Below are 25,269 nucleotides of genomic sequence, written 5' to 3' on the forward strand. Positions count from 1 at the left end.
CGTTATTTTTACTTCGCTCTCGGTTCTGATTGAGACGGCCGTTACTTTTCGCTCAGTAGTCGAGCAGGAGAGGGGATATCATCGGACGGTCGGTCCAGAAGTTCGAGTACGTCAACAGCCGCGAATTCTCGGTAGCGCTGTTTTCCGGTCGTCTCCTCTAGTACGCCTTCTGAAACGAGTTCGTCGATAGCTTTGTTCGCCGCGGGGTAGGTCATGTCGATCAGTTCGGCCGCTCTGGATACCGTGAATACGGGTTCTACGAAGACCGCATCGGCAAGCGCACGGACGGACGGAGACGTGTCTCCGAACCTCGATCGGTAGCTCTCACGGAGCCCTATAAGGAGTTTAGCGCGACTGAACCCGTCGTCTGCCTGTTCGCGTATCCCGTCGAGGAAGAACAGCAACCAGTCGTTCCAGGCACCGTCTTCATTCACGGCCAACAAGGAATCGGTGTACGCTGAGCGATTTCGGTTGATATATGAACTCAGATAGAACAGCGGATAAACGAGAATATCGGTTGCTATGAGGAGAAGTACAATTAACAACCGACCGACACGCCCGTTACCGTCAGCGAACGGGTGAAGCGTTTCGAACTGGTAATGGAGAATAGCGATATCCATCAAGTCCGGATATCGGCCGACTGAGCGGACATACCGTTCGAAATCCTCCATTTTTCTGACGGCGACTTCTGCTTTTGGAGGGACGAATCGGATCTGTGTGCCGAGGCTGCCAGTGTCCTCCTCTATCCAAGCAAACCCCGATCGAAACTGCCCCGGACGCAGATCTTCGTCGTCCGTTCGGCCGTCTTCCATCAACCGTTCGTGAACCGTTTTCAACAACTCGTTGGTGACGTTCGTACGTGAGCGGCCTTCGGCGGTCAAACGGTTGACCGCCTCTCGAAGTGCTTCTGCGTAGTTCCGAGCTTCCCGAACGTCCTTCGATGAGATTCCCTGTCGGTACATGTCCGTCACCGTCACCCGTGTTCCCTCTACTTGCGAGGACTGTTCTGCTTCCTTGTAGATGAATAGACCGAGAACGATATCGGGGTTCGGAATTTCGCTCCAGAACCCGTCCAGTCTCCCTAACGAGTGCATGGCTCGACCGTAGGCGGCCACGACCTCGTCGGAAAGCGTCAGCTCTGGAGGGAGATCGTCCGGAAGGTAGAACTTCGAAACAGGGGCAGACACACTCGAATCGACAGGTAAGTACCTGCCAGGAGCCGGTGAATCAATGAGGTACCCGTCTTTCATTAGCGTCTGTCATGTGTTTCTAAGTAAAAGCTTTTCTTGGGTCGAATACTCAGAACACGGTTCCGACGTATGGCTAAACGTTGTTCGGCTATCGTTTACTGAGAGAGAATCAAACAAACGGAACCAAGAATTGCTTGAATGACGGACGTCCACATTGGTACCCCTCCGTGGCATGAAGGTCGATCCAACGCCAAACAAGTCGCCCTCTGTCAGTTTCACCGCGCTCTCCACGCGCTTAAGCCCCTTCGGCCGAGAAGCAGGCACATGCCGGGCAACAGGAAGGGGGACCGCCGCGAGCGCGAACTCGTCAACGAACTCCACGACCGGGGATTCGCCGTCATGCGCGCCCCCGCGAGCGGTCGAGCACCGACCGCGAACTACCGGACGTGCTGGCGGGAAACGGCGAGGACTTCTACGCAATCGAGGCGAAGGCGTCGAACGGCCGGCCCATCTATCTCACGGGCGAAGAGGTCGAAGCGCTGGTCTACTTCTCGCAGAACTTCGGCGCGAAACCGCGTATCGGCGTCCGGTTCGACCGCGAGGAGTGGTACTTCTTCCACCCCGCGGACCTCTACGTCACCGACGGTGGCAACTACCGCGTCAAGCAGGAGACGGCGCTGGCGGAGGGCACCGACATCGAGGAACTTACGGGCGGCCCCGCCCAGACGAAGCTCTCGGGGAACTGAACGCCGAGGCGCACGACGCCCGCTCAGGGCGTCGGCAGGGAGTCGAGTTCGGTCTCGTGCTCGTCGGCGGCGTCCTCGTCGTCGGGGCGCGGGAGCACCCGATCGAGGCGCGACAGCGGGAAGGAGTACCGTCGAAGCTCCTCGAACGGGGTGTTCGGGTCGCCCGAGAACGGGTAGACCGCTCGGACGATGGGGTCCTCACGGGGGTAGTACCGGTTGTTCGGGTAGTCGGCGACGGTGGTCTCCTCGGCGTCGTCCGATGCGGCGGCATCGCTCTCGAGGTCCGCGAGCGTCCGCTCGCGCTTCTTCGGGACGGTCACCTCGGCCGCCCGCTGGTCGGTCGTCTCGACGACGACGAGCAGCGCGTCGGTCTCACGGTCACGAACCGTCGTCCCCGGCGTGAGTCGGCAGTCGTCACAGACCGCGGGGTCGTCCTCGCGGACGAACGCGTCGTGACCGCAGGCGACACACTCGATGGCGCGGCGGCCGGGCGCGGGGGCTCTTCCCCCCGTTATTTCGAGTGCAACTCGACGGATGTGCTTACAGCGCACGCCGCGCATCTGGTGGTCGGGACAGCTACAGCGACCCTCCAGGAGGTCGACGGCGTAGGTGTGGCCGCTGTCGCTCTCTATCTCGTAGATGCCACCGCCGAGCGCTGTAACGGCCATCTTCTCCGTCCACGCGCGAGCAGCACGCGGGTCGAGCAGTCGCGTGTCGGGTGCGAGGGCGCTTCGTGGTGACGCTGGTGTGTGTTCGGTTGGCGTCATGATTCGGTTCGGGAAGCGGACCGTTCCGCTCCACGCGAAACGTAGGTTCTCGACGGGCATGAACCGCTCGCTCGCGTGTGCGCGGTGGAACTGAAGGTGGTCGGCGAGGGGAGTCGAGCGAACGCGAGCGTCGGGCGAGCGGGGCGGACGGCGGAGGAGAGCGCCCGGTTCGAAGCGCTTTTGCTGTGACCGTCGGAACCGGCGGGTATGCCCTTGGACCGGGAGACAGTGACAGAAATCATCGTCTCCGTCGTCTCCGTCGGACTCTTCATCGCCGCCGTCGTCTTCGTCGGCAGCACCTACAACTCGGAGGGACTCACCAACCAGGGTGCGTTCGCCCTCATCGGGTCCATCGCCGGGTTCATCCTGCTGATGACCGTCGTGGCCGTTTTCCTCTCGCGGCAGTAGTCCGGGCCTCGACTGGGGTGTGCCAGCGCTCGGACCGTCGTCCTCGACTCTCGCTCACTCCGCTTCGAGCGCGTCGGCGTAGTACTCCAGCGGGTGGTCGATGGTCTCACAGCGGTCGTCCGGGTCGAGACAGTCGCCGTACGCCTGCATCGTCGCACAGCTCGGCGGCGGGTAGAGCCCCCCGTCGAGACGGTCGGCAGTGTACGTCAGCGACTCGTCGGCCACCCCGACGAGCGTCGTCACGGCGTCGCCGTCCATCCCGAGCGAGGAGAGAAACGAGACGAGCGCGAACCGCCCCGACGCCCCCAGGTCCTCCTCGTCGCTCCGCGCTCGCTCCAGCAGGCCTCGCATACACGGCGGGAACTGGCCGGGGTCGACCCGGTCGAACGACCGGGGGTAGGAGGCGGTGGCGAGCGCCGATTCGACCTCGCTGACGACGGGGCCGAGCGGGTCCGCGATCTCCTCGGGGACCGTCAGCGGCAACCCCTCCGCCACCCGGCGCTCGACGGCCCGGTCGAGCAGGTCGTAGAGGTCCCGACGGGTGACGGTCACCCAGCCGTCGTCGAGTTCGCGGGTGACGAGTCGCCAGCCGCTGCCCTCCGGCGCGAGGTCGAGGTACGTCCCGACGGCGACGCGGAACTCGTCGTCGTGACTCCGGACGACGCCCGCGAGGTCGAACTCGCGGAGGACCGTCTCGACGGTGAGCGGGTCGCCGCCGAGCGTCGACTGGCGGCCGCGCTCGAACTCCTCGACGAACCGCTCGTGGGCGGTGGCGGCCTCGCTGGCGGCGTACTTCTCGACCGCACCGGGGGCGTCGACCAGCGAGACCAGCACGCGGGCGATGGGGTACGAGAGCACCTCGGTCCGCGCGTCGACACGCTGATCGCTGGCCTGTTCGACGGTGCCCGCGACGAGCGCGCGCTGGACGCGCTCTCGGCCCCGTTCGACCGCGGGGTGCCCCTCCCGAATCAGCGTCACGAGGTCGACGCCCGCCTCACCAACCGCCTGGCGGGCGCTCTCGAAGAACGGGTAGCGCGCGTGGTGGGCGTCCATGTCTACCCGTTCCTGCGAGCGGGCGTGAATAAGCCCGACGGTTGAGTGGGGCAGAGCCGGTCGGGGCGGGCGTTCGGTACGGCGGAGACGAGGCCGGCGACACCTCCCGTCCTCGAAAGCACCGGACGTGAATCGCACGACGCCGAGAGCGAACGGCTAAGTCCGTCGACGCACACCCTACAGCACGTGCGGTTCCGTTACCCCTGTCCGGACTGTCGCTCGACCAACAGCCTCCACGACCCCGACTGCCGGTTCGACGGCACGCCGTGGCCCGAGGTCGAACGCGCCTACACCGACGTACTCGTCGCACTCGCCGACGGCACGAAGAGCGAGGGACGCATCCGCGAGGCGACCGACGGCCCGTGGGACCCGCTGCACTCGGCCGCACTGAGTCGCCTCCGTCACGAACAGCGACTCAAGGAGACACGCGGTGGAGCCCTCGAACTCCGCTCGGCCGAGGAGTTCAAAGAGCAGGTCTCGGAACCGACCCAGGAACCCATCAGAACCGTCTACGAGAAAGGGTCGGTGCCGGGCACCCACGACAACGCCGTCTTCGCCATGGTCGCGTACTACGAGATGGTCGGCCTCTCGTGGGCGGAGACCCGTGAACAGGTCGTCGCGTGGCTCCACGAGACGGGCACGTGGACACGCGGCGGCTTCGAGGAGGCCTCTCCGGAGCAGTTGGTCGACTCGAAACGCCACGTCTACGACCAGGGTTACGGCTGGAAGGAGAAGGCCCGCGCGGCGAAGGCGATTATCGATAGGTCACTGTAGGCGTCGGATAAGAGAGCGCCGTCGGACCACGGGACGACCGCCGGTTCGTGTTTCGTGACCCACGTGACGTGTAGGCGAACATTCGAGTGGAGCGTCGAGACCACTCGGACCGACGGACGTGCCCGTAAGACTGGGTGTAGTGGAGTCGTTCGGTCATCGGACGGTGGACGATGCGCAGGCGGCGGGGTTTTGTCGACTCACAGCCGACGTTCCGGAGCCATGGAAGAGGGAGACAGAGACTGGGACGAGTTCGACCCGAAGGCGCGTGAAGAACGCGAGATCGGCCGCGAGATGGTCTCGAAGAGCACGGGGCTCGGTTCGGTCATGGCGCACTTCTATCGGGGAGAGATGAGCGTCGTTACGACTTGGCGTAGTCGCCTTGACGAGACCATCAACTGGGCGGTGACGATTATTTCGGCGATTCTCATCTACGCGTTCTCGACCGAGGGGAACCACGTGATTCTCCTCACCGGGATGGTGGTCATCGCCGTCTTCCTCGGAATCGAGGCTCGACGGTACCAAGCCTACGACGTGTACCGAGCACGGGCGCGAATGCTCCAAGAGAACCTCTTTGCGAACACGCTCGATCCCTCACAAGGAGTCGAACACCGCAACTGGCGTCGCGAGTTGAGTGAGGACTATCGCAATCCGGCCATCAAGACACCGTACGTGGAGGCGCTCGCGCGGCGGCTTCGTCGAATCTACCTCCCGTTTTTCGTACTCATGCTCGCCGCATGGCTGTTCAAGCTCACGGCGTTTTCGGACCAGCCAGTGCTCGAAGCAGCCGCGGTAGGGAGCGTCTCTGGACTCGTCGTCTGCAGCGTCGTGGGACTGTTCTACGTCGGCATCGTCGCGATCTCGTTCTGGCCGCGCGAGCGTCGGTCGAAGGGGGAGTTCGGCGAGTACGAACCCGGCGAGTGGAAAGAGAGCGACTGAACCCTCGTGAGCCAGAGCGGGGGAGACTCTCGACCGGACACGTTTCGGCGTGAAACGAAGGAAGACGGAGATGTCGTCGTCGCGGCTCCGGACGGGACGCACTTCGTAGAACGACCGAGTCAGGTCCCTTCACCGGTAGGCGCATCGATTGGAGTGCGAGGGCTCGGCCAGTGGGTCGGAACTGACGGAGAGTCAGTCGCTCTGGATGCGCGGCGCGAGCATGTAGGTGACGTTGCCCTGCCCTTCGGCGATGTCGAAGTGCATCTTGACGGGGAAGTCCTCGCCGAGTTCGACGGTGACCTCGGCGTCCTTCGGGATGGCCTTGTTCATCTCCTTGAGGTAGTCGAGACTGAACAGCGAGTGGGCGTCGCCGGCGGTGAGGTCGATGAGGTCCTCGCGGTCGAGGACGAAGTGGACGTCGTCGGTGTCGCCCTGCGCCTCGACGTAGAAGTGCTCGTCGTCCTCGTCGACGCCGAGGACGATGTGCTCGGAGACCATGTCGGCGGCCTTGACGGCGCGGTCGATGTGACTCCCTTCGAGGACGATTTCGGCGGCGAGGTCGAGGTCCGGGAGGTCCGGTTCCTGCCGGATGGAGTCGGGGTCGATGAGGGCGAGGGTGTACTCCAGCCCTTCCATGCTGATGTGGAGTTTTCGCGTCTCCTCGTCGAGTTCGAGGTGGACGAGCTGGTCGGCGCTCGCCATCTTCACCATCTCTTCGAGCCGCGAGAGGTCGACGCCGATGACGCCGCCGTCCGTCTCGTAGGACTCGAACGCCGCAGGGGAGAGCGAAAGGTCGACCATCCCCACGTTCGCGGGGTCGACCGCACGAATCGTGAGCTCGTCCTCGTCGAGCCGAATCTTGCACTCTTCGACCAGCACGCCGACGGAGTCGAGCGCCGCCCGGAGCGTCCCCGAACTCACGATAGCCTTGAACATACGAACGAGTAACTGGGGATGGGTTAAAAACCTAAACGATTGACTCGCACGCAGGCGGGCGCGAGCCGAGCGAGCGAGGACACGCTCGCCGACCACCGTCGACGCGGAAACCGGACCACGCGGGCCCAACAGTCAAACGAGTGGCGCGAGTCGGATGCTGTATGGACAGCGACACCGCCGTCAGTCGTCGTCGCATGCTCGTGACCGCCGGGACGAGCGTCGCCGCGCTCACGGCCGGGAGCGGCGTCGCCGCCGCACAGGACAACGGGAGCGACGGTGGAGGGGCGTCGATAGCGGTTCCCGGCATCATCCCCGAGACCGGGTCCATCAGCGCCGACGAGGACTACACCGGGTTCCTGTTGAAACTCGACGACGAACTCGACGTCAGCTACGACGGCATCGAGAGCTGTAGCGCCGAGAACTGGTCGCCGTCGGACCCACGGGCGTTCAACGCGAAGCTCGTCGACACGGTCAACGCCGGGGCAGAGGACTCCTACGAGGTCATCCCGTCCTCGGTCGCCCTCCCGCAGGATACGGAGTTCACCACCGGCGACCTGTTCGTCGTCAACAACCAGTCGACGTGTTCGGGCGGCGGCTTCCTCAACGTCCAGATGGAGAACGTCCGGTCGAGCGAGGGCCGTGTCCGCTACAACTTCACCAGGGAGAGCGACCCAGGCAGTGGTGACGGGTCGGGAGCCATCGGTCCGGGGTTCGGCCCGGTGGCGGCGCTCGGCGGCGTCCTCGGCGGTGCCTACGCGCTCGCTCGGCGTGGTCGGAGCGACGGGGACTGAACGCGACAGCGCCGGTCGGACGGGACGGCGAGAGCCACGGACGGCGGCCGACGGTCGAACGAAGGGCGTATCCACTCGCGTCGTCTACGCGAGGGAAATGGCGCGCAAGGACGACTACTACAACAATCCTTGCCGTCTTGTTACCTATACTATGCCGTCGAAGCGGTGAGAACGGACTTCAGAACGCCGAGGAGATGGACGCCACGTATGGGAGGGACGTGGTGGTCCGCAGGCGAGAGACGGAAGTTGATTTGCCAGCAAGCTACCCTGCCTACTCCTCCTCGGCAACGGTAGTTCGGGGGCGGGGCGTATTGGTGCTCCGAGGGAGGGGACTCGTTCGCTGGACTGGTAGTGGGGTCGTAAGCATACTTCGGCAGTTTGGAGTTTACAAGCCACCCGTTTGAGGGCATACACGTCGAGGAGCATAATCAGTTCATCCGCCGCCTGTCAGCGACGAACCGCTCCGAAGCGCACTACCGAGTTCCAGAAGCCATCACACTATTTTCCGTCGCGGCCACCACCAAACAGGGGCTTGACCGCATCGGTCACCTCGGGCCGAGTCGAAATCGAGGATGATTCAGTAGTTGTTGGTGCGGCTCTCATCATCGGGAAACTCAATCATATACACCCCCGCTGTGTCATCCTCTGCCAGAGGAAAGTCGGATATACGCCGCTTCGACTAACACAACTGCTTTCACACTCTCTCCGCACCACGTAATTATGTCAAGCGAGAATTCGGTTCGCGTCTGGCTGGTCGAACGAACGTACTCAGATGATGAGCAGAACCTCATCATCCTCGTCTACGCAACACCGGACGGCACGCAGTACTTCAGAAAAGAACGCGCCCTCACGAGCTTCACGGATACCCGAGATACGACCGCCGCACTCGACGTTGACCCCGACAACCTCGGTAGCGTTAACGAGACGGAACTCCGCGAGCAGTACGCCACCGAAGCAACGCGAATGGCAGACGAACACGACCCCGACGACCCGATTTAACCCCCTTTCCAGCGACTCAGTTTAGTATTCGCGGCTCGAACCCGAGAACATGAAGGAATTCGTCTTCGCGCTCGACTACGACCCGGGGTGCAACGCAATCGCAGATGCGCTTGCACAGTACCCGGACGCACAAATCCGGTCGCTTTCCTGCCACGTCACGTCCTCCAGCGTCTGGCGCGTTGACCACGTAACCGGGTCGCAGGCCGCGCTGAACGCGATTGAAACCGTCTTCCTCGACCCCGAGCACTGCACGGACTGTCTGGCAACTCAGGACTGCGGGGCCGAATGCGATAACACCGTTCTCGACCGTGACGAGGATACCCTCGTCGTCTACTCGCGGTGGTCGAAAGCCCGCGCGTGTACGTCCGTTCCGCACCTCGCACTCGACCATCTGGGTGACGGATTGCTGTTCGAGACGCACCGCTCCGAGCGGCGGTATGAATGGCGCGTCATCGCGCCTGACGATGCGAACATCAGCGAGTTCCACGACGCGCTTCGGGAGGAACTCTGTCGCTGTACGGACATCGAGTTCGTTCGTATCTCCGGCATCGACCCGTCGGTCACCAGCCCACCAGACGGCACCTCGATGTCGGCTGAGCAGACCGAGGCACTGACCGCCGCCGTGAAACACGGTTACTATGAGACTCCGCGCGGCATAGAACTCGGGGAACTGGCCGAGAGACTGGAGATGCCTCGTTCGACGCTCTCCTATCGGCTCCGGCGAGCCGAGGCTCAGTTAGCCACCTCGTTTGTCGGGGGAGACGCCGGGTTCATCGACGCCCCATCGGAATCGGTCGAAGTTGGCGTGCGCCAAAGGTAATCGATAACCCCGTCCCGCGTCCAGTTTTTCGTATGAGTGATGAGTCGGAGTCGGCTTCGACGGGCCGACAGGCGGTGCAGGAGACGGTCACGCTCTCTGTACCCGAGATGGACTGTCCATCCTGTGCGGAGAAGGTCACCAAGAGCGTGAAGCGGCTCGATGGATTGACCGAGGTAACTCCGAAGCCAACTACCGGAACGCTCAGCGTTGCGTACGACCCGGCGACGACCAGTCGCGAGGCCATCGTTGACCGCGTAGAGAACGCGGGGTACAAAGTTGAGAACAGCGGTGGACACCAAACGGCGAAGTTCACCGTCCCCGAGATGGATTGTGCGTCGTGCGCTGGCAAGGTCGAGAACGCGCTCGGGAAGCTCGACGGAGTGACCGAACGCGAAACTCGACCCACAGCGGGCACGGTGAGCGTCACCTACGATTCTTCGAAGCTCTCGCACGGGGAGATTATCGCGGCGATTGAGGGCGCAGGGTATGAGGTGACGAATGCGGACGGCACCTCCGCCGAGACCGATTCCGGGGGGATGGCACCGCCCAGCGATGTCTGGACGAGCAGTCGCGCGATGAAGACGTGGGCGAGCGGCGCGTTCGTCGCAATCGGTCTCCTCGTCGAGTTCATTCTCACGGGACTGAACACGACCGTCGTCACGGTTCTCGAATACGGGTTCACCGTCGCGGACGTAGCGTTGTTGCTGGCAGTCGCGTTCGCCGGGGTACCCGTCGTTCGCAACGGCTACTACTCGGCCAAGAACCTGAACCTCGACATCGACCTGCTGATGGGGACGGCCATCATCGGTGCGACCGCCATCGGGCTCTACGAGGAGGCGGCGACGCTCGCGTTCCTGTTCAGCATCGCGGAGTTGATGGAGACGTACTCGATGGACCGCGCACGGAACTCCCTGCGCGAACTGATGGACCTCTCGCCCGACGAGGCGACGGTCCGGCGGGACGGTGAGGAACGAACCATCCCCGTTGACGAGGTGGAGGTCGGAGATACCGTCATCGTCCGCCCCGGGGAGAAAATCCCTGTGGACGGCCAAGTCATCGAGGGTGAAAGTGCAGTTAATCAGGCCCCGATTACCGGCGAGAGCGTGCCCGTGGACAAGACCACCGAGGATGAAGTCTTCGCGGGCACCATCAACGAGGACGGGTATCTCGAAGTGCGAGCGACCTCTGCGGCGTCGGACACGACCATCGCGAAGATTGTCGAGATGGTCGAGGACGCCCAGAGCAACAAGACCGAGCGCGAGCAGTTCGTGGAGCGGTTCGCGGACTACTACACGCCAATCGTCGTCGGGCTGGCAATCCTCACGATGACCATCCCTCCGTTAGCGTTCGGGCTCGGCTGGCAGACGTGGTTCGTACGCGGACTCACGCTTCTCGTCATCTCCTGTCCGTGCGCGTTCGTCATCAGCACGCCCGTCAGCGTGGTCTCCGCGATTACGAGTGCCGCGAAGAACGGCGTCCTCATCAAGGGCGGCAACCACCTCGAAGCGATGGGCGCAGTCGAGGCGGTCGCGACGGACAAGACGGGGACGCTCACGAAGGGCGAACTCACGGTGACGGATGTCGTCCCCCTGAACGGGAACGCCGAATCGGACGTACTTCGGACCGCCCGCTCGCTCGAACAGCGGAGCGAACACCCGATTGCGACGGCCATCATCGACCACGCCGAGGATGCGGACGTAGCGGGGACGGACGTGACCGACTTCGAGAGCATCACCGGCAAGGGCGTTCGCGCGACGCTCGACGATACGACCTACTACGCTGGGAAACCCGGACTCTTCAAAGAACTCGGGTTAGACTTGGACCACTCGCACTACAGCACTGACGGCGGAGTCGCCGTTGAGGGCGCGACTGAGCGGTGTGACCGGGGCGAGTGCGTGAACCTCCACGACGAGTTGGTACCCAAACTGCAGGCGGAAGGGAAGACCATCGTCGTGGTCGGCACTGACCACGAGGTGACGGGTCTCATCGCCATCGCTGACGAGGTGCGGCCCGAGGCCAAACGCGCTGTCGAGAAGTTGCAGGAACAGGGCGTCGAGGTCGTGATGCTGACCGGCGACAACGAGCGGACGGCGCAGGCGATTGCCCAGCAGTTGGGGATTGACGACTATCGAGGGGAACTCCTACCCGAGGAGAAGGTCAGCGCGATAGAGGAACTCAAAGAGGAGTACGACGGCGTGGCGATGGTCGGTGATGGTATCAACGACGCACCCGCGCTCGCGACTGCGACTGTGGGCATCGCGATGGGCGCGGCAGGCACGGACACGGCCATCGAGACCGCTGACATCGCGCTGATGGGCGACGACCTCGCGAAGCTCCCGTACCTGTACGGGCTCTCGCACAAGGCGAACGGGGTGATACGTCAGAACATCTGGTCGAGCCTTGGTGTGAAATTCCTGCTCGCCCTCGGCGTGCCGCTCGGCTACGTTAGCGTCGCGCTCGCGGTACTCGTCGGTGATATGGGGATGAGTATCGGCGTGACAGGGAACGCGATGCGTCTCTCGCGGTTGACCCCAGAGCGGTTCCGCTGATGTCTGTCGTAGGCGTCGTTCATGGGCGAGGCCCATAGAGAGGGGTCGGGAGTTCTCATACACGGGGAAATCACCGTGTTCACACGTTCGGCGTCGTCCACGCAGGCTGAACGGTTATCCCGGGGTGAAGGTGCTCCTTTGCACCGCGCGAACAGACCACCGCTATGACCGACCCGAACCTCGCCCGTCACATCGACCGGCAGGCCGCCCGCTTCCTCCGCGCCGTCGAGTACTACGGCGGCGAAGCGACGATGACCGAAATCCGCCAACGGACTGGCCTCTCGCGGGACGTGGCTAACCACCGGTTCCAGCGGTTGGAGGACCTCGAACTAATCGAGATTTCGTACGCGGACGAGGGGTACGGGGACCGAAGGCCGCCGAAGGTGGCGCACCTCACCGGCCTTGCGCGGAAAGAAATCGAGCGCGGATTGCTCAGAATCCTCCGCGACGACGGCGATTCGACGGAGGGAGTCCTTGACGTGGAATCGGAGATGCGAGAGGTACGCGACCGGCTGGACCGCCATCAACGGCGACTTGACGTGCTCTCAGCGTCCGACCCCGAGGACGACCTCCATGAGCGAATCGACGCCGTGCAAGACCGACTGAACGACATCGAGACGTACAGCGACGAGTGGAATGAGGCCGCCGAATTCTACCTCCGGGCACTTCGCGCGGCGCTGGAGGACCACGGAATCGACGTGGGCGAGTATCTCCGAGAAGCCCAGCGCGAACCAGACTCGTCTGCCTGAGTGTTTCAAAACGGCCGCAGGTCACGCCAACGAAAGTCCACCTCCTCTCCGTCGTCCAACTGCACTCGGTACAGTACCCCGTCGCGTTCGTCACCTGTCTTCGGTTTTCACTTCGTTGGAGATTAGGAAGCATCAGCGGGTTTCTATCGACCGACAAGTGTCAGTGTGAAGATAGTGCTCTAACATCCACCGTCAGCGACCTATCACGTATGGTTCGCGATGTAGAACGCATCAGCCACGAGACCGCGCTCGATGGGACGTGCCCGGAGTGTGGAAGCCACGATTGTTACCCGGCTCTCGTCCGCGACGCCCGGGGAGTCCTTGACCTCGGCGCGCACTGTGACGACTGCCTCCAATCCGAGGTGCTGACGTAGATGCTCGAACTCGTAACGGTCCTCGTGACGGGCATCGTCGGCGTGGCCTTCATCGGCTATTTCACTCCCAAAATCATCGTCTGGGGGTCGCTCGGAACCGCGATGATGTGGGCGATGGCACACCTCATCCCTGCGTTTGAGCCGGGCGAGGTGCTTGCGACGATTTGGCCCCACATCTTCGACCTGATGATGGTCTACCCGACCGCCATCGGATTGGCGTGGGAGTCGCAGATGGCGGACGCTGGAATCCTCGGGGGGGCTGGCAGTCATATTGTGGGCCGCAATCCTGCTCCCGCCGTATCTGGCTGGTATCTGGTTCGGATTGCTGACGTGGCCGGAGCTTCTCGTCTTCAGGGTGATTCTTTAATTATGACTGATGATTCACCCCGGTCCCGTACGGCGCGTTGGGAACTCGCCAAGTGGGACTGTCCAGAATGCGGGGGCGAACTGGGGCCGCTCGACGACCGTGACCCTTCGGTCTCGCAGGACGATATTTGGCCCGACGACGGGGGATTCGATGAGGCCGCCTACGACGCCGCGAACCGGCTGACTACACCAGTCGTTATTTGCTCTGACTGCGGGTGTGACTTCGACGTTCGGTTCGAGAAGCGCGAGGAAAAGGAATGAGCGACATCGAAACCACCCTATGGGAGCACGTTGTCTGGATTTGCCCGCACTGTGGAGACGAGGACTTCCCCTCGCGCCTGCAACTGGTCGATTCGCGCGACGTGTCGATTGAATCCCGGGAGGTCTGGGAGGGCGAGTACGATGCTGAGTTGCATAGGCGAAAATACGCCACGGAAACAGCGGTCTACTGCACGGATTGTAAAACCGTGTTCGACGTGTCGTTCACGCCACGCTCGCGAGAGGCGGACGAATGAGCGACGACGAGTATATGACTCGGGTCGCAGTCCACGGGAGTGTCCCCGAGGACGTGCCCGGAGACATCGAGGTTACCAACGAGGAGCGCGACGCTATCGTGGAGATACTCTTCGTTCGGTCGGACGACGAATATCGAGTGATGTCTCGCCACCATCAGACCCTCTTTCTCGACCACGGCGGTGGCCCGTTCGACGAGTTCGGAGATGCTCTGGAGTCCGCTATCGAGACCGCGCGCGACGAGGGGCTTCCGCTCCTCCGGCGCATCTACTCATGGGTGCCTGTGAGCGAGGCCGACGAACTCGGGGCCGACCGCATCCCGATTCCGTGGGAAGACGACGAATAACCCGACTCCCGATGAAAGCAGTCCTACACAGACCCGTTTCTCCCGTACTGACGCAGAAACTCCGGGGGTTCGTGCGTCATAGGAGACGCGCCGCTCGGGAATCAGCAGGGATGGGTCCTGATTGGGTGTCTCGATGAGCCACGCTCTCGAACTCGTTCGCGACGTGCCGGAACACATCCGGTTCTACGATAACGAACGTGCGCTTTGCGGGGCCGATTGTACTGGCGAGAGCGCCCGGGTCGTTTCTGACGACCGAGACCCCGTGGCCGACGCGTCTCTCCACCTCTGCGCTGAGTGTGCCCGAGCGTGGGAAGCTCGTGCCGGAACGGTCGAACGTGAACCGACAGTTCGCTGTGCGTGTGACCGCGCTGAGGGCGGACGCCTCTGGAAATGCGCTGAGGTCGTTCCGGCCAGCACCGCCCGGGCACTCAAACATCCCGCCGCCGACGGCCTCGCACCCGTCTGCCCAGATTGCTACCAGTGGATTCGAGAACATCCGCTGAACGACGTTGAAACGCCGATGGGTGAGGCGAAGACGTGGGCAGAAGTCAGTCGCGTTCACCCAGATTGAGACGCTCGAATACCGCAAATGTCTCACGTGCCATCTCCGCTTTCTCCCTTGCCCGATAGTAGTGTGTGGACGCAGTTTTGTACGTAATCCCCATTTCATCTCCCACCTGTTCCCACGTTAACCCACCCGCCCGCAACAGTGTGGCTTCCACCTCTCGTTCCGTAAGCCGACCAGTGGGGCCTGCAATTTGCTTCGAACTCGTTCTTACAGAATCAGTAGGAACGCGGTCGGTCACTTCCCAGAGGGATTTCAGCAGAGCGTACGCGATGTGTTCTGCGAGCTTCGGCGGAACCGCGTTCCCTACCTGTCGCGTTCGAGCGTCGCGGTTTTCCCATCCGGCAAAGTCGTACGTCGGCGGGAACGACTGAAGCACAGCGCACTCGCGAATACTCAACTCCCGGTCCTCGAACGGGTGGATGTGACGATTCGATGCGGTTATCGTGCGCGCCGGTTTCGTTGGGTCAAGCCGTACTTGACGGTGCTTTCCGTGGAGACTCTCCCCCACGTTTAGTTGCGCTATTTTCTCGACCGTCGTCGGCCTATGGTCTGTCCACTCGTTATCCGGTAACAACTCTCCAGTAACCTGACTAAGCGCCTCCTGTACGGGGATTGGCTCACCACCCAGCGGTTCGGGATGCGTTGGTTCTCCACCCCTGACCCCGAAGAAGATAACCCGATGGCGGTTCTGCGGAACTTCGAAATCAGCCGCATTCAGGACCTCGTATGCGACGTTGTATCCAAGCGAGTCCGCGCACTCGACGAGCGCGGCCATCGTTTCGCCCCCCTTGTGTTCGAGGAGCCCGGGGACGTTCTCCATCGCGAACGCGTGTGCATCGGCGGCTTCAACAACTTCGAGGAACGTCCATACGAGGTCGTTAATCGGGTCGTCAGGGTCTCGGTCGCTACTCTGGCTATAGCCTTGACAGGGCGGCCCCCCAATTACAACGTCCACGTCAGCCGGGGTGAGACCAACGAGGTCGAGGAGGTCCTCTCCAGTTGGGCCGCCATCGTCGAGCAAACGAGAGAGGTCTGCGGGTACGGCGAGCGTATCGTGGTGCAATCGGAACGTTTCGAGGGCCGCTGGCTCATAATCGATGGCTCCGACCACCTCGAACCCTGCGCGGTGGAAACCGAGGGAGAAGCCGCCTGCACCGCAGAACAAGTCGAGAACCTTGGGGGCCATACAAACCGTCTGGCAGACTGACTCTTAGATTCACCGGGGACTAACGGACCGCACTATAAGTGATATTTTAGTTATAACTTGGCGGAAGAGGGGTCTACTATATAAACAGTACTATATTATAGTTATATGGTAAGTCAAATATTCCGACAAGAATTATATACGCCAGCTTCGTAGTGGTGGACGATGGCAACCGCAAACCATCCTGAAAGCCCCGCCGAATCGTTCCGCACCCTCGCAACAGACCTCATCGAGAGTGGCGTCGTCAGCATACTGGCCCTCAAAGAACCGCTCTTGGACGGCCAGCTGATACTCTCCATTCACGCGGACACCGATGCGGACCCCGACCGCATTCATGCAGTCGCAGAACGCGCCCGCACTGTTCGTCTCGATGACCACCTCTTCACCGTCAGCATCGAGCCGGAACTGTTCCGTACTACCGCCCTCGGCCACGAAACGGTCTTCTTCAAACCTCCCCGGGAAGGGAAGGCAAGCCGAGTCGCGCACTCGACATCGCTGGATGAGGGTATCGACCGGCTTCTCGTCACAGTCTCCAACGAGGAGTAGCCTACGTACTCCCGAGTTTTATCGACTATCCACGTAGAACGCGTGTTCACAACCGCAGTACTGTAAACAGTCTGACCACCTCCGAACGCGCTCCAGAACTGGTCCAACCTCGAAACACTAACTAACTAAACATATTTACGGTAGTTGTCCGTAGTTGGTAGTACACAGGCTGAGTGGATGGGAACGGAAGCCCATCGACCCTCCTAACGAGCCCTCCCGCTCCTATCAAAGTTGTTAGGTGCGAACCACCCGAGTTTGTTAGGTCAGCCCCGAAAACCGCCCTGAACGAGGGGTCAACGTAACCTTGACTTGTTGAAAAGTCAAGTGAAGTTGTGTTAGTGTGCTTCCGTTAGAGCCGACCCTATCTCTCTAAACCCGTTTTTCTACCCTCACACCAACAAAACCACCAACATCCGACCTAACAACTTTGTTAGGTCTGGTAGTGTAAGAGTATATAAATTGACTGCTCAACACCTAACAATCCCTGTTAGTACGACCGGCTCTCTGTTAGGGAGCTACTCCACCGGGCTGACTCGCTGACGATAGATGTGATAGAGTTCGGCTTCGTGGATATGGCGGCACTTCGTCTCGGCCTCCGTCTGCATCATCACGTTCCGCTGGTTCTGTGACCATTCCTCGCACTCGCACCGTACCTCATCCCACGGCCTCGGAACATCATCCGGGGCCTCCACCAGAACGACCTCGAACACGCCGACCTTGTAGCGAATCTCACGAGTCACGCCTGAACGGTCGAGACTGACCAGTATCAAGCAGACATCTTCTTTCGACCCCAACCCTTTTGCACCGAACTCGGACGTTTGCACCCGGTTTGCATTTCGATGTCTATGGATACGCGTTTCGACCTTGAGGCCGCCGGATACGAGCCAGTAGAGGATGACCCGGGATGGGTTCGATGCACCTTCTGTAGCACGAAAGTGTACGTCGGTCGCGGCGAGAAGCTCGTTGACCTCGCGCGACACAAAGACAGGTGCGAATGGCGATAACGGTTTTAGTGCTACTCAACACAACAACTCATCTTCGTCGTCCAAATCGCGTTACTCGACGTTTTCGACCAATTCGTCGAACGTCTCGTCTTCGCTGATTTCAGTCAGTGCCCGGTTGAGTAGCTCGCGAACGATGAACTCCTCGTAGTGCTGAGTCTCGCAGTACTCGCACGGCTTCATCTCCCGGGCGACGCCTTCGATGGCCTCGCCGTGTTCGCGGTACAACTGTTCGACCAGCGAAACGACCCCCTCCCGTGCAGTCTCCTGTGCCCCGGTGAGTGCTTCGTCACTACCTTCAGGGAGGTCGTACGCGAACACGCGCGTGTTCGATTTGTAGTATTTGAGCGTCCCACCGCTGGCGTCTTCGAGCCGAGCGATTTCGACGAGACCAGCGTCTTTCAGAACGTTGACGTGGTGACGTACTGTTGTCTCTACCTTCTCCTCCCCACGTCGCTTCAGTTCCTCGTGAATCTCGCTGATGGTCATCTCGCGGTCGGCCAGCATATCGAGAATCTTCGCGCGTACGTCGTTCTCCAACGCCTTGGCCTTCTCCGGGGCAGTCGTGATGACGTTCCGCACTGGAACGTCAGTTTCGAGGAGAGACATCCTTGCCACCGAGTACGGGAGTGAGTACCCTAAGGCTGTCGCAACCTCCTTCAACCTATAGAATTTGGATGCTACTATTACAACTCTCATCATAACGCCTTTCACTGTTCCACTCCAAGTCTATCCCACGATGAGTACCACACACGTCCAGTACGACATCGGGGGGATGTCGTGTTCGTTCTGCGCCGAGAGCATCCGCAAGGCGTACGAGCGAACGGAGGGCGTCGAGGAGGTGAACGTCAGTCTCGCCCACGAAGAGGTCCGAATCCGGTACGATAGCGGCGTGCTGGCCGAGGTCGACCTCAAGGACACGCTCCGAGACCTCGGGTACACCATCCGCGACCCGGACAAGCAGAAACGATTCGAAGAGCAACAGCGAGAAGTCGAGCAGGCCACCCGCCGATTGACGCTCTCGGGCGCGGCGGCCATCGCGACCGCCGGGCTGATGCTGTTCATGATATTCGTCCGGGGGACTTTCGAATCGCAGGCGCTCTGGATGGACCTCGTGACGCTGGGCCTCGCACTCGGAACGATGTTCGGTCCCGGGCGCTACATCACCGAGAAGGCGTACAACAGCCTCCGACGCCGCATCTTCAACCAGCACGTACTCCTCGAAGCCGGGGCATTCGCCGGACTGCTTGGCGGCTTCCTCGGCCTGTTCGTCTTTCCGACGTTCCCAACAGTCCACTTCTTCGCTGTCTCGGTGTTCATCACGACGTATCACATCCTCTCGGAGTACACCAGCCTCATCGTCCGTACACGGGCATCACGAGCCGTACAGGGCCTACTTGACCTTCAGCCCGACACCGCCCGTCGCGTTCGCGACGGTGAGGTCGAAGAAGTCGAGGTGGACGAACTGGAATCGGGCGACCACGTGCGCATCAAACCCGGAGAGAGCATCCCCGTTGATGGCACAGTACTCGAAGGCGAAAGCGCCGTAGATGAGAGCGTCGCGACGGGCGAGTCTGTCCCAGTGGACAAGGGACCGGGCGACGAGGTGATTGGTGGAAGCGTCAACGAAACTGGGACACTCCTCGTGGAAGTAACTGCGACCGGCGACGACGCGTTCCTGAATCAAGTTGCGAGGCAAGTTGAGGAAGCGAGGACGATGAAACCCGGCGTCGTCCAGTTAGCAGACCGCGTGCTGAAGTACTTCGTCCCGGGCGTCCTCACCATCGCAGTCGCGTCTTTCCTGTTCTGGATACTCGTCCCTGTCGTCTGGTCAGGCGGCCCGTTCGGGACGGAGGCGAACGTCCAGCGTGGTGCGTTCGCGGCGCTGGCCGTCCTCGTTCTCGGGTACCCGTGTGCGCTTGGGATGGCGACGCCGCTTGCACTCATTCGAGGTGGCGGGCTCGCCGCGAACCGGGGAATTCTGATGCGGAGCGGGGATGCCTTCCAGATATTCCAAGACGTGGACACCATCGTCCTCGACAAGACCGGAACCATCACCAAGGGTGAGCCTGCCGTCGAGGAGGTTGTCGCATTCGATGGCAACGAATCCGATGTGTTAACACGAGCGGCCAGTGCGGAGGCGTTTAGCGAACACCCCCTCGCGGATGCCATTCTCGATTGCGCAGACGAACGTGGCGTCGAGTTCCCCGACCCAGACGAGTTCGACAGTGTGACCGGGAAGGGGATTCGGGCAGAGGTAGATGAAATGCGGATTCTCGTTGGAAAACCCGGGTGGCTCACCGAGGAGGGCATCGATATGACTACTGCCCGGGACGACATCGACCGCCTCCAAGCACGAGGCTATACCGTCGTCTGCGTCGCCGTGGATGAGACGGTCGTCGGCCTCGTTGCCATCGGTGACCCCGTGAAGAACGACGCCGCAGAGACCGTCGAACGGATGAAGGACGCCGGAATCACACCCGTGATGATTACCGGCGATAACGAACGAACTGCGACTGCCGTCGCAGAGACGGTCGGTATCGACCGAGTGATGGCCGACGTGCTTCCCGACGACAAGCGCGACGAGATACGACGATTACAGGAGGGCGGTGAACGCGTCGCGATGGTCGGGGACGGCATCAACGACGCGCCCGGGCTAACGCAAGCCGACATCGGCATCGCCATCGGCGCGGGCACTGACATCGCCATCGAGTCGGCGGACATCGTGTTGATGGGCGACCGGCTCGGTGGTGTGATGGATTCCTACGAGATTGGTAAGAGCAGTTATCGGAAGACGAAGCAGAACCTGCTGGCCGCGTTCTCGTTCAACGGTATCGGCGTGGCCGCCGCGACGACGGGCCTCGTCCACCCGGTGTTCGCGATGATTGCGATGGTCCTCTCCGTCTCGGTCGTCCTCGTAAACAGCTTCGCGGGGCAGTTGCTTCGGGGCGAGCGCCTCAATACGGACTTCACCGCCGAGTCCGACACCTCTGCGGTCGATACGGACGCGTCTGCTGGTGCTGAAATGAAGACGGCCTAAGCGACGACCTCGTAGCCAGCATCGTGGATGGCGGTTCCGAGGTCGTCGTCGCTCACATCGTCTTCAACGACGACTTCGACCGCACCCGCCTCGTGGTCCGCTTCGGCGCGGCGGACTCCGCCTACGTTCTTCAGTGCCTTCTCGACGTTGCGCTCGCATCCGTTACAGGACATCCCTGTGACCTCGATACTTCGGCGTTGTACCATAGACGTATCTCCGAGCTTCGCGGGAATCAGACTTACGATGAACGTTGTAGCGGTAGAACACAGATGAACCGCTCGATGGACGGGTGACGCCCCCAGCGAACGCTTGATACATCTCAAGATGGGTCCGAGGCGAGCGTTGTTGGGGAAGGTGTACGCCGGTCGCGGCGAGAAGCTGTTAGATTCGCCCATTACATAACGCGGTGTGAGTGGCGTTAGTCGCCCTCAGCGTGTTCCTCGGCAAGCTCCTCCAGTTCTTCGAGGGTGTAATCTTCGATGTTCTCCGTCAGCCGGTACTCGCTCTCGTTTTCGAGGTAGTTCTCGGCCATCGCCTCGTCCCCGACCAAGAAGGTCGAGAAGATGTCCTCAACCTCCGAATCGCTGAGGTCGGTATCGAGCCCCTGTTCGCTGTCCATCAGCAGGGTTGCGCGCATGAACGCCTTCTTGACGTGTTCGAACTCGGACTTGGGGAGGCGTGCGTACGGCGGCGCGCTTCCCTTCCGACGATTGTACTGCTGTATCACAGGGTCGTTCTCATCGGCAATCCGCGAGAAGTACTCCCACCACTCCGGCGGCTCTTCCGTCACCCGGAGGGTACAGCTTGCGCAGTACCGGCCCCCCGGCGGGAGGATGGCCCCACATCGGGGGCACTCCTTCATCGTCTCCTCTTCGGTGTCGTCAATCTGAACGCCCATCCGTTTCGCCGTTACCTCGGCGTCCTCGGTCGCCGTCGTGTGGGTGTAGCGTCCGTGCATCGGCGTATCATCGGTCCACCCCATCACGGTCTCGATGTCACGTTTGTCGAGCCAGTCCATCTTCCGCATCTCGGTCGCACGAGCGTGCCTGAGCGCGTGGGGATGGATACGAGCGGAGTCGATGTCGCTCCGACTGGCTGTCCGCTTAATCATCGTGTATATCGCGTGAGAGGACAGCCGTTCACCCTCGTCGCGGCCCGCTCGAATCGAGCAGAAGAGCGGGGCCTCTGGTTCGTCTGGTGTGGGGTGGTTGTTCAACCAGCGGTCGAGATACCCTTTGCTCCAACTCAGCGGCCTCTCCCGTCCCTCGCCCGTCTTCACGCCCGTCTTGTGGGGGAGGCGAATCCGGGCGAAACGCTCGGTACGGTAGTCGCGGATGTCCAACTGAACGGCGGCGGTCCGTCTGAGCGCCGCTTCGTACATCACCGCGATGAGGGCGGCGTCACGTTCAGTGTGGGTAGCTTCGATGAGTTCGGTGACCTCCTCGGGCTTCAGCACCCACTCCTCGTCGATTTTCGAGTGTTCGATTTTCGGTGCGCTAATCTCCGATTTGTCGGCAGGGGACTTGTTCGACCAGTCCGCAAAGGCACGGGCGGCATAGCAGGTGTTCCGCTTGGTCCCGTCGCTGAGGTCTCGCTCTCTCGCGACGCGTCTGATTGCGTCCTCCCAGTCCTCGGAGTGCCACTCCTCCGGGTCGTCGGCCAGCAATTCGTTCTCGTACCCGTGGGCTACGAGATACCGCAGTTCTCGTGCATAGTTCCTCGCGGTGCTCGGGGCCAAATCCTCTCGCCGGTCGTAGAGAAAGTCGAGAACCCGTCCTGAGTGTTCGGGCCGGAGTTCTTCCTTCACCTTAACCTTCTGGCGCTCTAAATACTCCTCAGAATGCGTCCTGTACTCGTCTGTGTCCGACATACTGAAATTCCTGTGAACGGAGATAGTATTCATGACAGATAAGGATATGTACTACAACCGCGCGAAGCAGGAGGGCTACCGTTCTCGCGCGGCGTACAAGCTGAAGCAGTTGAACGAGGAGTCACACCTCGTCGAGGCGGGCGACACCGTCGTCGACCTCGGCGCAGCGCCCGGCGGGTGGCTACAGGTCGCCGCGGAACTGGTGGGCGACCACGGCACCGTCGTCGGCGTCGACCTCCAGCGCATCGAGGACGTCGACGGCGTCGAGACGGTTCGCGGCGACATGACCGACGAGGACGTTCGGGCCGAACTGGTCGACCGAGTCGGAGAGGCGGACGTCGTCCTCTCGGACATGGCTCCGAACATGACCGGAGAGTACAACCTCGACCACGCCCGCTCGGTCCACCTCGCTCGCCAGGCGTTCGAGACGGCGATGGAAGTGCTCGCGCCGGGCGGTGACTTCGTCGCCAAGGTGTTCGACGGGCCGGACCTCGCGGACCTGAAGGCGGACGTCGAACACGAGTTCCGCTACGTCCGGGAGGTCCGCCCGAAGGCCTCGCGCAAGGAGTCCTCCGAACTCTACCTCGTCGCCAAACGCCGACTCACCGCCCCCGTCCGCGAGGGCGACGAGGTCGACGTGACTATCGAGGACGTCGGCAGCGAGGGCGACGGTATCGCCAAGATCGAGGGCTACACGCTGTTCGTGCCGGACACCGAGACGGACGACGAGGTGACGGTCCGTGTGACGGACGTGAAAGCGCGCTTCGGCTTCGCGGAGCAGACGGAGTAGTCGGCCCGACGGGGCCGGTCGCGGCGTTCAGACGCGGACGACGACCGTGTCGGCCAGTCGGTCACCGAGTCGGCGGCGGTCCGAAACCGCGAAGGCGACGATACCGACGACGTAGCTGACCGGCAGGAAGTCGACGAGTCGGACGACGTTCCGGACCAGCGACGACCGGAGCGTCAGCGGCGAACCGTCGGCGTTCCGGACCCGGATGGCGACGAGGTGTTTGCCGACGGTCCGACCGAACCGCCACTCTGCGAGCGTGTGGTAGCTCAGCCCGAGGGCGACCCACAGCGAGACCCCGACCAGCGAGGCGGTCCCTTCGAGGTCGGCGTTCGTCGTCCCTCCGGTCGTCGTGATGTCGCCGGTGACCGCGGCGATGGGGAAGATGGCGACGAACAGGAGCGTGAACCAGACGAACGAGTCGATAGCGATGGCGACGCCGCGGATTCCCAGACCGCACCGCCTGGGACCGGTCGCAGTCGCGTTGCTGGAGGGCATCGTTGTTAGCTCCGGCCCAGCCCCTGATAAATCTCCGGGGACGTTCAGTCCGAGGGCGTCACGCGTGGGGCGACACCGCGGTCACGGGCCGCCCGGACGACGAGGTAGACGAACGGCGTGTCGACGACGGCGATGAGCAGTTTCAGCAGGTACTGGCCCACGACGAGCGCCAGCAGTTCCGACCCGCCGGTGACGGACCCGACGCCGAGGACGGCAGGGGCGACGGCGAACGCGACGGTGACGAAGATGACGGTGTCGAGCAGTTGGCTCGTCGCTGTCGACCCGACGTTGCGGAGCCACAGCATCTCGCCGTCGGTCGCTTCGCGGATGCGGTGGAAGACCAGTACGTCCCAGTTCTGGCTGACGAGGTAGGCGAGTAGGCTCCCGACGACGATGTTCGTCGACGCGCCGAGGACGGCCGCGAACTGGTCGGCGAACCCCGAGTCGGCGGCGGGTGCGGCGATGGTGCCCCAGACGAGGACGAGCAGGACGAGGTTCATCACGAACCCGACGTTGACCATCGTCTGGGCCGCACGGCGGCCGTAGAGTTCGGAGTAGCAGTCGGAGGCGAAGAACGTGACGGCGTAGGCGAGCGCCGCACCGGGGAGCGCGAGTGCGGGGCCGACGACGGGCAGCGACACCGGCAGCGAGAACAGCAGAATCTTCGAGGCGGTCAACTGCGCGGTGACGAGTGCGGTGACGAACAGGGCGACGAGCGCGACGGCGGCGACCGGCAGGACGCTCGCCGACGCCGTCCGCCGCACCTCACTCATCGTCCTCCAAGCGGCCGTGGCGGGCGTCGATGTCGTCGAGCAGGTCGAGCGTCTTCCGAACCGAGGCACGAATCGCGTCGCTACGGTTGACGAACTTCCCCTGGTCACCGACGTGGGCGTCGAGGTCCTCCAGTAGCTCCTGTGGAATCTCGACACTGATCTTGGGCATGGACGGTCGTTACCGACCACGGCCCAAAACCTGTCGGTTCGACGGTCTCGCTCGGTGATAGCGTGACGGACGTCGACGACTGCTCAGTGCGCCCGGAAGAGATGGACGAGTTCGCGGCAGGCGTAGCCGGCGAGGAAGCCGAGCAACGCACCGCCGAGACAGAGCACGGCGACGGTCCCCGCGGTGTCGACGGCGAGCGCTTCGGGGCGACCGAACAGCACGAACGCGACCGACGGAACGACGCCGATGACGATACCTTCGAGGAGGCCACCGCCACGAACCGCCGAGACGCCCGCGACCAGCGGCGGCGTCGCAAACAGCACCACCGGCAGCACCCGACCGTACAGCGCGTCGCTGAGCGCACCGCCGGGGAGCACGACGAGCGAGACGACGAGCAGCAAGGAGAGCGCGTACACACCCGAGACGTACCACTCGCGCGTCCCCCGTTCCCCCCGGAGCAGCGTCTCTGTGGCTCCACTCATCGTCTCCTCGACAC

27 protein-coding genes and 1 pseudogene are annotated in these 25,269 nt (G+C 62.3%); 15 read left to right on the forward strand and 13 right to left on the reverse strand.

Translation table 11 applies throughout. The features are described 5' to 3' along the window. Window positions 1-41: 41 nt before the first annotated feature. Entirely contained in the window at window positions 42-1,250 is a 1,209-nt protein-coding gene (locus GQS65_RS09460; protein ID WP_158204359.1) for a Fic family protein, read from the reverse strand. Between the two features lie 264 nt (window positions 1,251-1,514). On the opposite strand from GQS65_RS09460, the pseudogene hjc reads away from it, so the two are divergent. Beyond that, window positions 1,515-1,936, forward strand: a pseudogene (gene hjc, locus GQS65_RS09465) (Holliday junction resolvase Hjc). A gap of 23 nt (window positions 1,937-1,959) precedes the next feature. Here the strand turns inward: hjc and GQS65_RS09470 are convergent. Continuing rightward, window positions 1,960-2,763, reverse strand: coding sequence for an SWIM zinc finger family protein (locus tag GQS65_RS09470; protein WP_233265067.1), 804 nt, complete (start codon window positions 2,761-2,763; stop codon window positions 1,960-1,962). 147 nt (window positions 2,764-2,910) lie between these two features. Between GQS65_RS09470 and GQS65_RS09475 the strand changes: the two genes are divergently transcribed. Beyond that, a complete protein-coding gene (locus GQS65_RS09475) occupies window positions 2,911-3,111 on the forward strand; it encodes a DUF7472 family protein (RefSeq protein WP_158204360.1) in 201 nt (66 codons plus the stop codon). A 54-nt stretch (window positions 3,112-3,165) separates the two neighbouring features. Here GQS65_RS09475 and GQS65_RS09480 read toward each other — a convergent pair whose 3' ends face one another. Beyond that, window positions 3,166-4,164 (reverse strand): DNA primase large subunit PriL, encoded by a 999-nt coding sequence (locus GQS65_RS09480; RefSeq protein ID WP_158204361.1) that lies wholly within the window; start codon window positions 4,162-4,164, stop codon window positions 3,166-3,168. Window positions 4,165-4,350: 186 nt separating this feature from the next. On the opposite strand from GQS65_RS09480, the gene GQS65_RS09485 reads away from it, so the two are divergent. Continuing rightward, a complete protein-coding gene (locus GQS65_RS09485) occupies window positions 4,351-4,938 on the forward strand; it encodes a DUF7474 family protein (RefSeq protein ID WP_199268434.1) in 588 nt (195 codons plus the stop codon). A 219-nt stretch (window positions 4,939-5,157) separates the two neighbouring features. Further along, entirely contained in the window at window positions 5,158-5,874 is a 717-nt protein-coding gene (locus tag GQS65_RS09490; RefSeq protein WP_158204362.1) for a DUF2270 domain-containing protein, read from the forward strand. 192 nt (window positions 5,875-6,066) lie between these two features. Here GQS65_RS09490 and GQS65_RS09495 read toward each other — a convergent pair whose 3' ends face one another. Next, window positions 6,067-6,810, reverse strand: coding sequence for a DNA polymerase sliding clamp (locus tag GQS65_RS09495; protein ID WP_158204363.1), 744 nt, complete (start codon window positions 6,808-6,810; stop codon window positions 6,067-6,069). Between the two features lie 161 nt (window positions 6,811-6,971). On the opposite strand from GQS65_RS09495, the gene GQS65_RS09500 reads away from it, so the two are divergent. From GQS65_RS09500 to GQS65_RS09535, 8 genes are all read left to right on the forward strand, one after another. Next, window positions 6,972-7,601 carry a hypothetical protein gene (locus GQS65_RS09500; RefSeq protein WP_158204364.1) on the forward strand — a complete coding sequence of 210 codons (630 nt, stop codon included), beginning with the start codon at window positions 6,972-6,974 and terminating at the stop codon, window positions 7,599-7,601. A gap of 720 nt (window positions 7,602-8,321) precedes the next feature. Then, complete coding sequence (locus GQS65_RS09505; protein WP_158204365.1) at window positions 8,322-8,600, forward strand: hypothetical protein; 279 nt, start codon at window positions 8,322-8,324, stop codon at window positions 8,598-8,600. A 49-nt stretch (window positions 8,601-8,649) separates the two neighbouring features. After that, a complete protein-coding gene (locus GQS65_RS09510; protein WP_158204366.1) occupies window positions 8,650-9,420 on the forward strand; it encodes a helix-turn-helix domain-containing protein in 771 nt (256 codons plus the stop codon). A 32-nt stretch (window positions 9,421-9,452) separates the two neighbouring features. Beyond that, window positions 9,453-11,969 (forward strand): heavy metal translocating P-type ATPase, encoded by a 2,517-nt coding sequence (locus GQS65_RS09515; RefSeq protein ID WP_158204367.1) that lies wholly within the window; start codon window positions 9,453-9,455, stop codon window positions 11,967-11,969. 164 nt (window positions 11,970-12,133) lie between these two features. Further along, window positions 12,134-12,718 carry a MarR family transcriptional regulator gene (locus tag GQS65_RS09520; RefSeq protein WP_158204368.1) on the forward strand — a complete coding sequence of 195 codons (585 nt, stop codon included), beginning with the start codon at window positions 12,134-12,136 and terminating at the stop codon, window positions 12,716-12,718. Between the two features lie 374 nt (window positions 12,719-13,092). Further along, window positions 13,093-13,719 carry a hypothetical protein gene (locus GQS65_RS09525; protein ID WP_158204369.1) on the forward strand — a complete coding sequence of 209 codons (627 nt, stop codon included), beginning with the start codon at window positions 13,093-13,095 and terminating at the stop codon, window positions 13,717-13,719. After that, entirely contained in the window at window positions 13,716-13,973 is a 258-nt protein-coding gene (locus GQS65_RS09530) for a hypothetical protein (protein ID WP_158204370.1), read from the forward strand. The genes GQS65_RS09525 and GQS65_RS09530 overlap by 4 nt, the downstream gene beginning before the upstream one ends. Further along, window positions 13,970-14,317 carry a hypothetical protein gene (locus GQS65_RS09535; RefSeq protein ID WP_158204371.1) on the forward strand — a complete coding sequence of 116 codons (348 nt, stop codon included), beginning with the start codon at window positions 13,970-13,972 and terminating at the stop codon, window positions 14,315-14,317. Before GQS65_RS09530 ends, GQS65_RS09535 begins: the two co-directional genes overlap by 4 nt. A gap of 548 nt (window positions 14,318-14,865) precedes the next feature. On the opposite strand, the gene dcm is transcribed toward GQS65_RS09535, so the two are convergent. Beyond that, on the reverse strand, window positions 14,866-16,071 hold the full coding sequence (dcm, locus tag GQS65_RS09540; protein WP_158204372.1) for a DNA (cytosine-5-)-methyltransferase: 1,206 nt from the start codon (window positions 16,069-16,071) through the stop codon (window positions 14,866-14,868). 183 nt (window positions 16,072-16,254) lie between these two features. Here dcm and GQS65_RS09545 point away from each other — a divergent pair, with 183 nt between their 5' ends. Continuing rightward, window positions 16,255-16,635: a hypothetical protein gene (locus tag GQS65_RS09545; RefSeq protein ID WP_158204373.1), complete on the forward strand. Its 381-nt coding sequence runs from the start codon at window positions 16,255-16,257 to the stop codon at window positions 16,633-16,635. A gap of 515 nt (window positions 16,636-17,150) precedes the next feature. Here the strand turns inward: GQS65_RS09545 and GQS65_RS09550 are convergent. Further along, window positions 17,151-17,615, reverse strand: coding sequence for a hypothetical protein (locus tag GQS65_RS09550; RefSeq protein ID WP_158204374.1), 465 nt, complete (start codon window positions 17,613-17,615; stop codon window positions 17,151-17,153). Between the two features lie 75 nt (window positions 17,616-17,690). Then, the gene (locus GQS65_RS09555; protein ID WP_158204661.1) at window positions 17,691-18,245 is read right to left on the reverse strand and encodes an ArsR/SmtB family transcription factor; all 555 of its coding nucleotides are present in this window, start codon (window positions 18,243-18,245) and stop codon (window positions 17,691-17,693) included. Between the two features lie 130 nt (window positions 18,246-18,375). Between GQS65_RS09555 and GQS65_RS09560 the strand changes: the two genes are divergently transcribed. Beyond that, window positions 18,376-20,676: a heavy metal translocating P-type ATPase gene (locus tag GQS65_RS09560; RefSeq protein ID WP_158204375.1), complete on the forward strand. Its 2,301-nt coding sequence runs from the start codon at window positions 18,376-18,378 to the stop codon at window positions 20,674-20,676. Here GQS65_RS09560 and GQS65_RS09565 read toward each other — a convergent pair. Together GQS65_RS09565 and GQS65_RS09570 are read right to left on the reverse strand one after the other, a co-directional pair. Beyond that, window positions 20,673-20,882: a heavy-metal-associated domain-containing protein gene (locus tag GQS65_RS09565; protein ID WP_158204376.1), complete on the reverse strand. Its 210-nt coding sequence runs from the start codon at window positions 20,880-20,882 to the stop codon at window positions 20,673-20,675. The two genes, GQS65_RS09560 and GQS65_RS09565, sit on opposite strands and share 4 nt — an antisense overlap. 212 nt (window positions 20,883-21,094) lie before the next feature. Next, window positions 21,095-22,546, reverse strand: a complete 1,452-nt coding sequence (locus GQS65_RS09570) for a site-specific integrase (protein WP_158204377.1) — start codon at window positions 22,544-22,546, stop codon at window positions 21,095-21,097. 31 nt (window positions 22,547-22,577) lie between these two features. Between GQS65_RS09570 and GQS65_RS09575 the strand changes: the two genes are divergently transcribed. Continuing rightward, entirely contained in the window at window positions 22,578-23,336 is a 759-nt protein-coding gene (locus GQS65_RS09575; RefSeq protein WP_158204378.1) for a 23S rRNA (uridine(2552)-2'-O)-methyltransferase, read from the forward strand. A gap of 27 nt (window positions 23,337-23,363) precedes the next feature. On the opposite strand, the gene GQS65_RS09580 is transcribed toward GQS65_RS09575, so the two are convergent. The 4 genes from GQS65_RS09580 to GQS65_RS09595 form a co-directional block, all read right to left on the reverse strand. Next, window positions 23,364-23,831, reverse strand: a complete 468-nt coding sequence (locus tag GQS65_RS09580; protein WP_158204379.1) for an RDD family protein — start codon at window positions 23,829-23,831, stop codon at window positions 23,364-23,366. 44 nt (window positions 23,832-23,875) lie between these two features. Then, window positions 23,876-24,604 (reverse strand): queuosine precursor transporter, encoded by a 729-nt coding sequence (locus tag GQS65_RS09585; protein WP_158204380.1) that lies wholly within the window; start codon window positions 24,602-24,604, stop codon window positions 23,876-23,878. After that, window positions 24,597-24,773 (reverse strand): ribbon-helix-helix domain-containing protein, encoded by a 177-nt coding sequence (locus tag GQS65_RS09590; RefSeq protein ID WP_158204381.1) that lies wholly within the window; start codon window positions 24,771-24,773, stop codon window positions 24,597-24,599. The genes GQS65_RS09585 and GQS65_RS09590 overlap by 8 nt, the downstream gene beginning before the upstream one ends. A gap of 83 nt (window positions 24,774-24,856) precedes the next feature. Next, window positions 24,857-25,255: a hypothetical protein gene (locus tag GQS65_RS09595; protein WP_158204382.1), complete on the reverse strand. Its 399-nt coding sequence runs from the start codon at window positions 25,253-25,255 to the stop codon at window positions 24,857-24,859. Between the last annotated feature and the right edge of the window lie 14 nt (window positions 25,256-25,269).

The organism is Halomarina oriensis (assembly GCF_009791395.1).
Taxonomy (GTDB): domain Archaea; phylum Halobacteriota; class Halobacteria; order Halobacteriales; family Haloarculaceae; genus Halomarina; species Halomarina oriensis.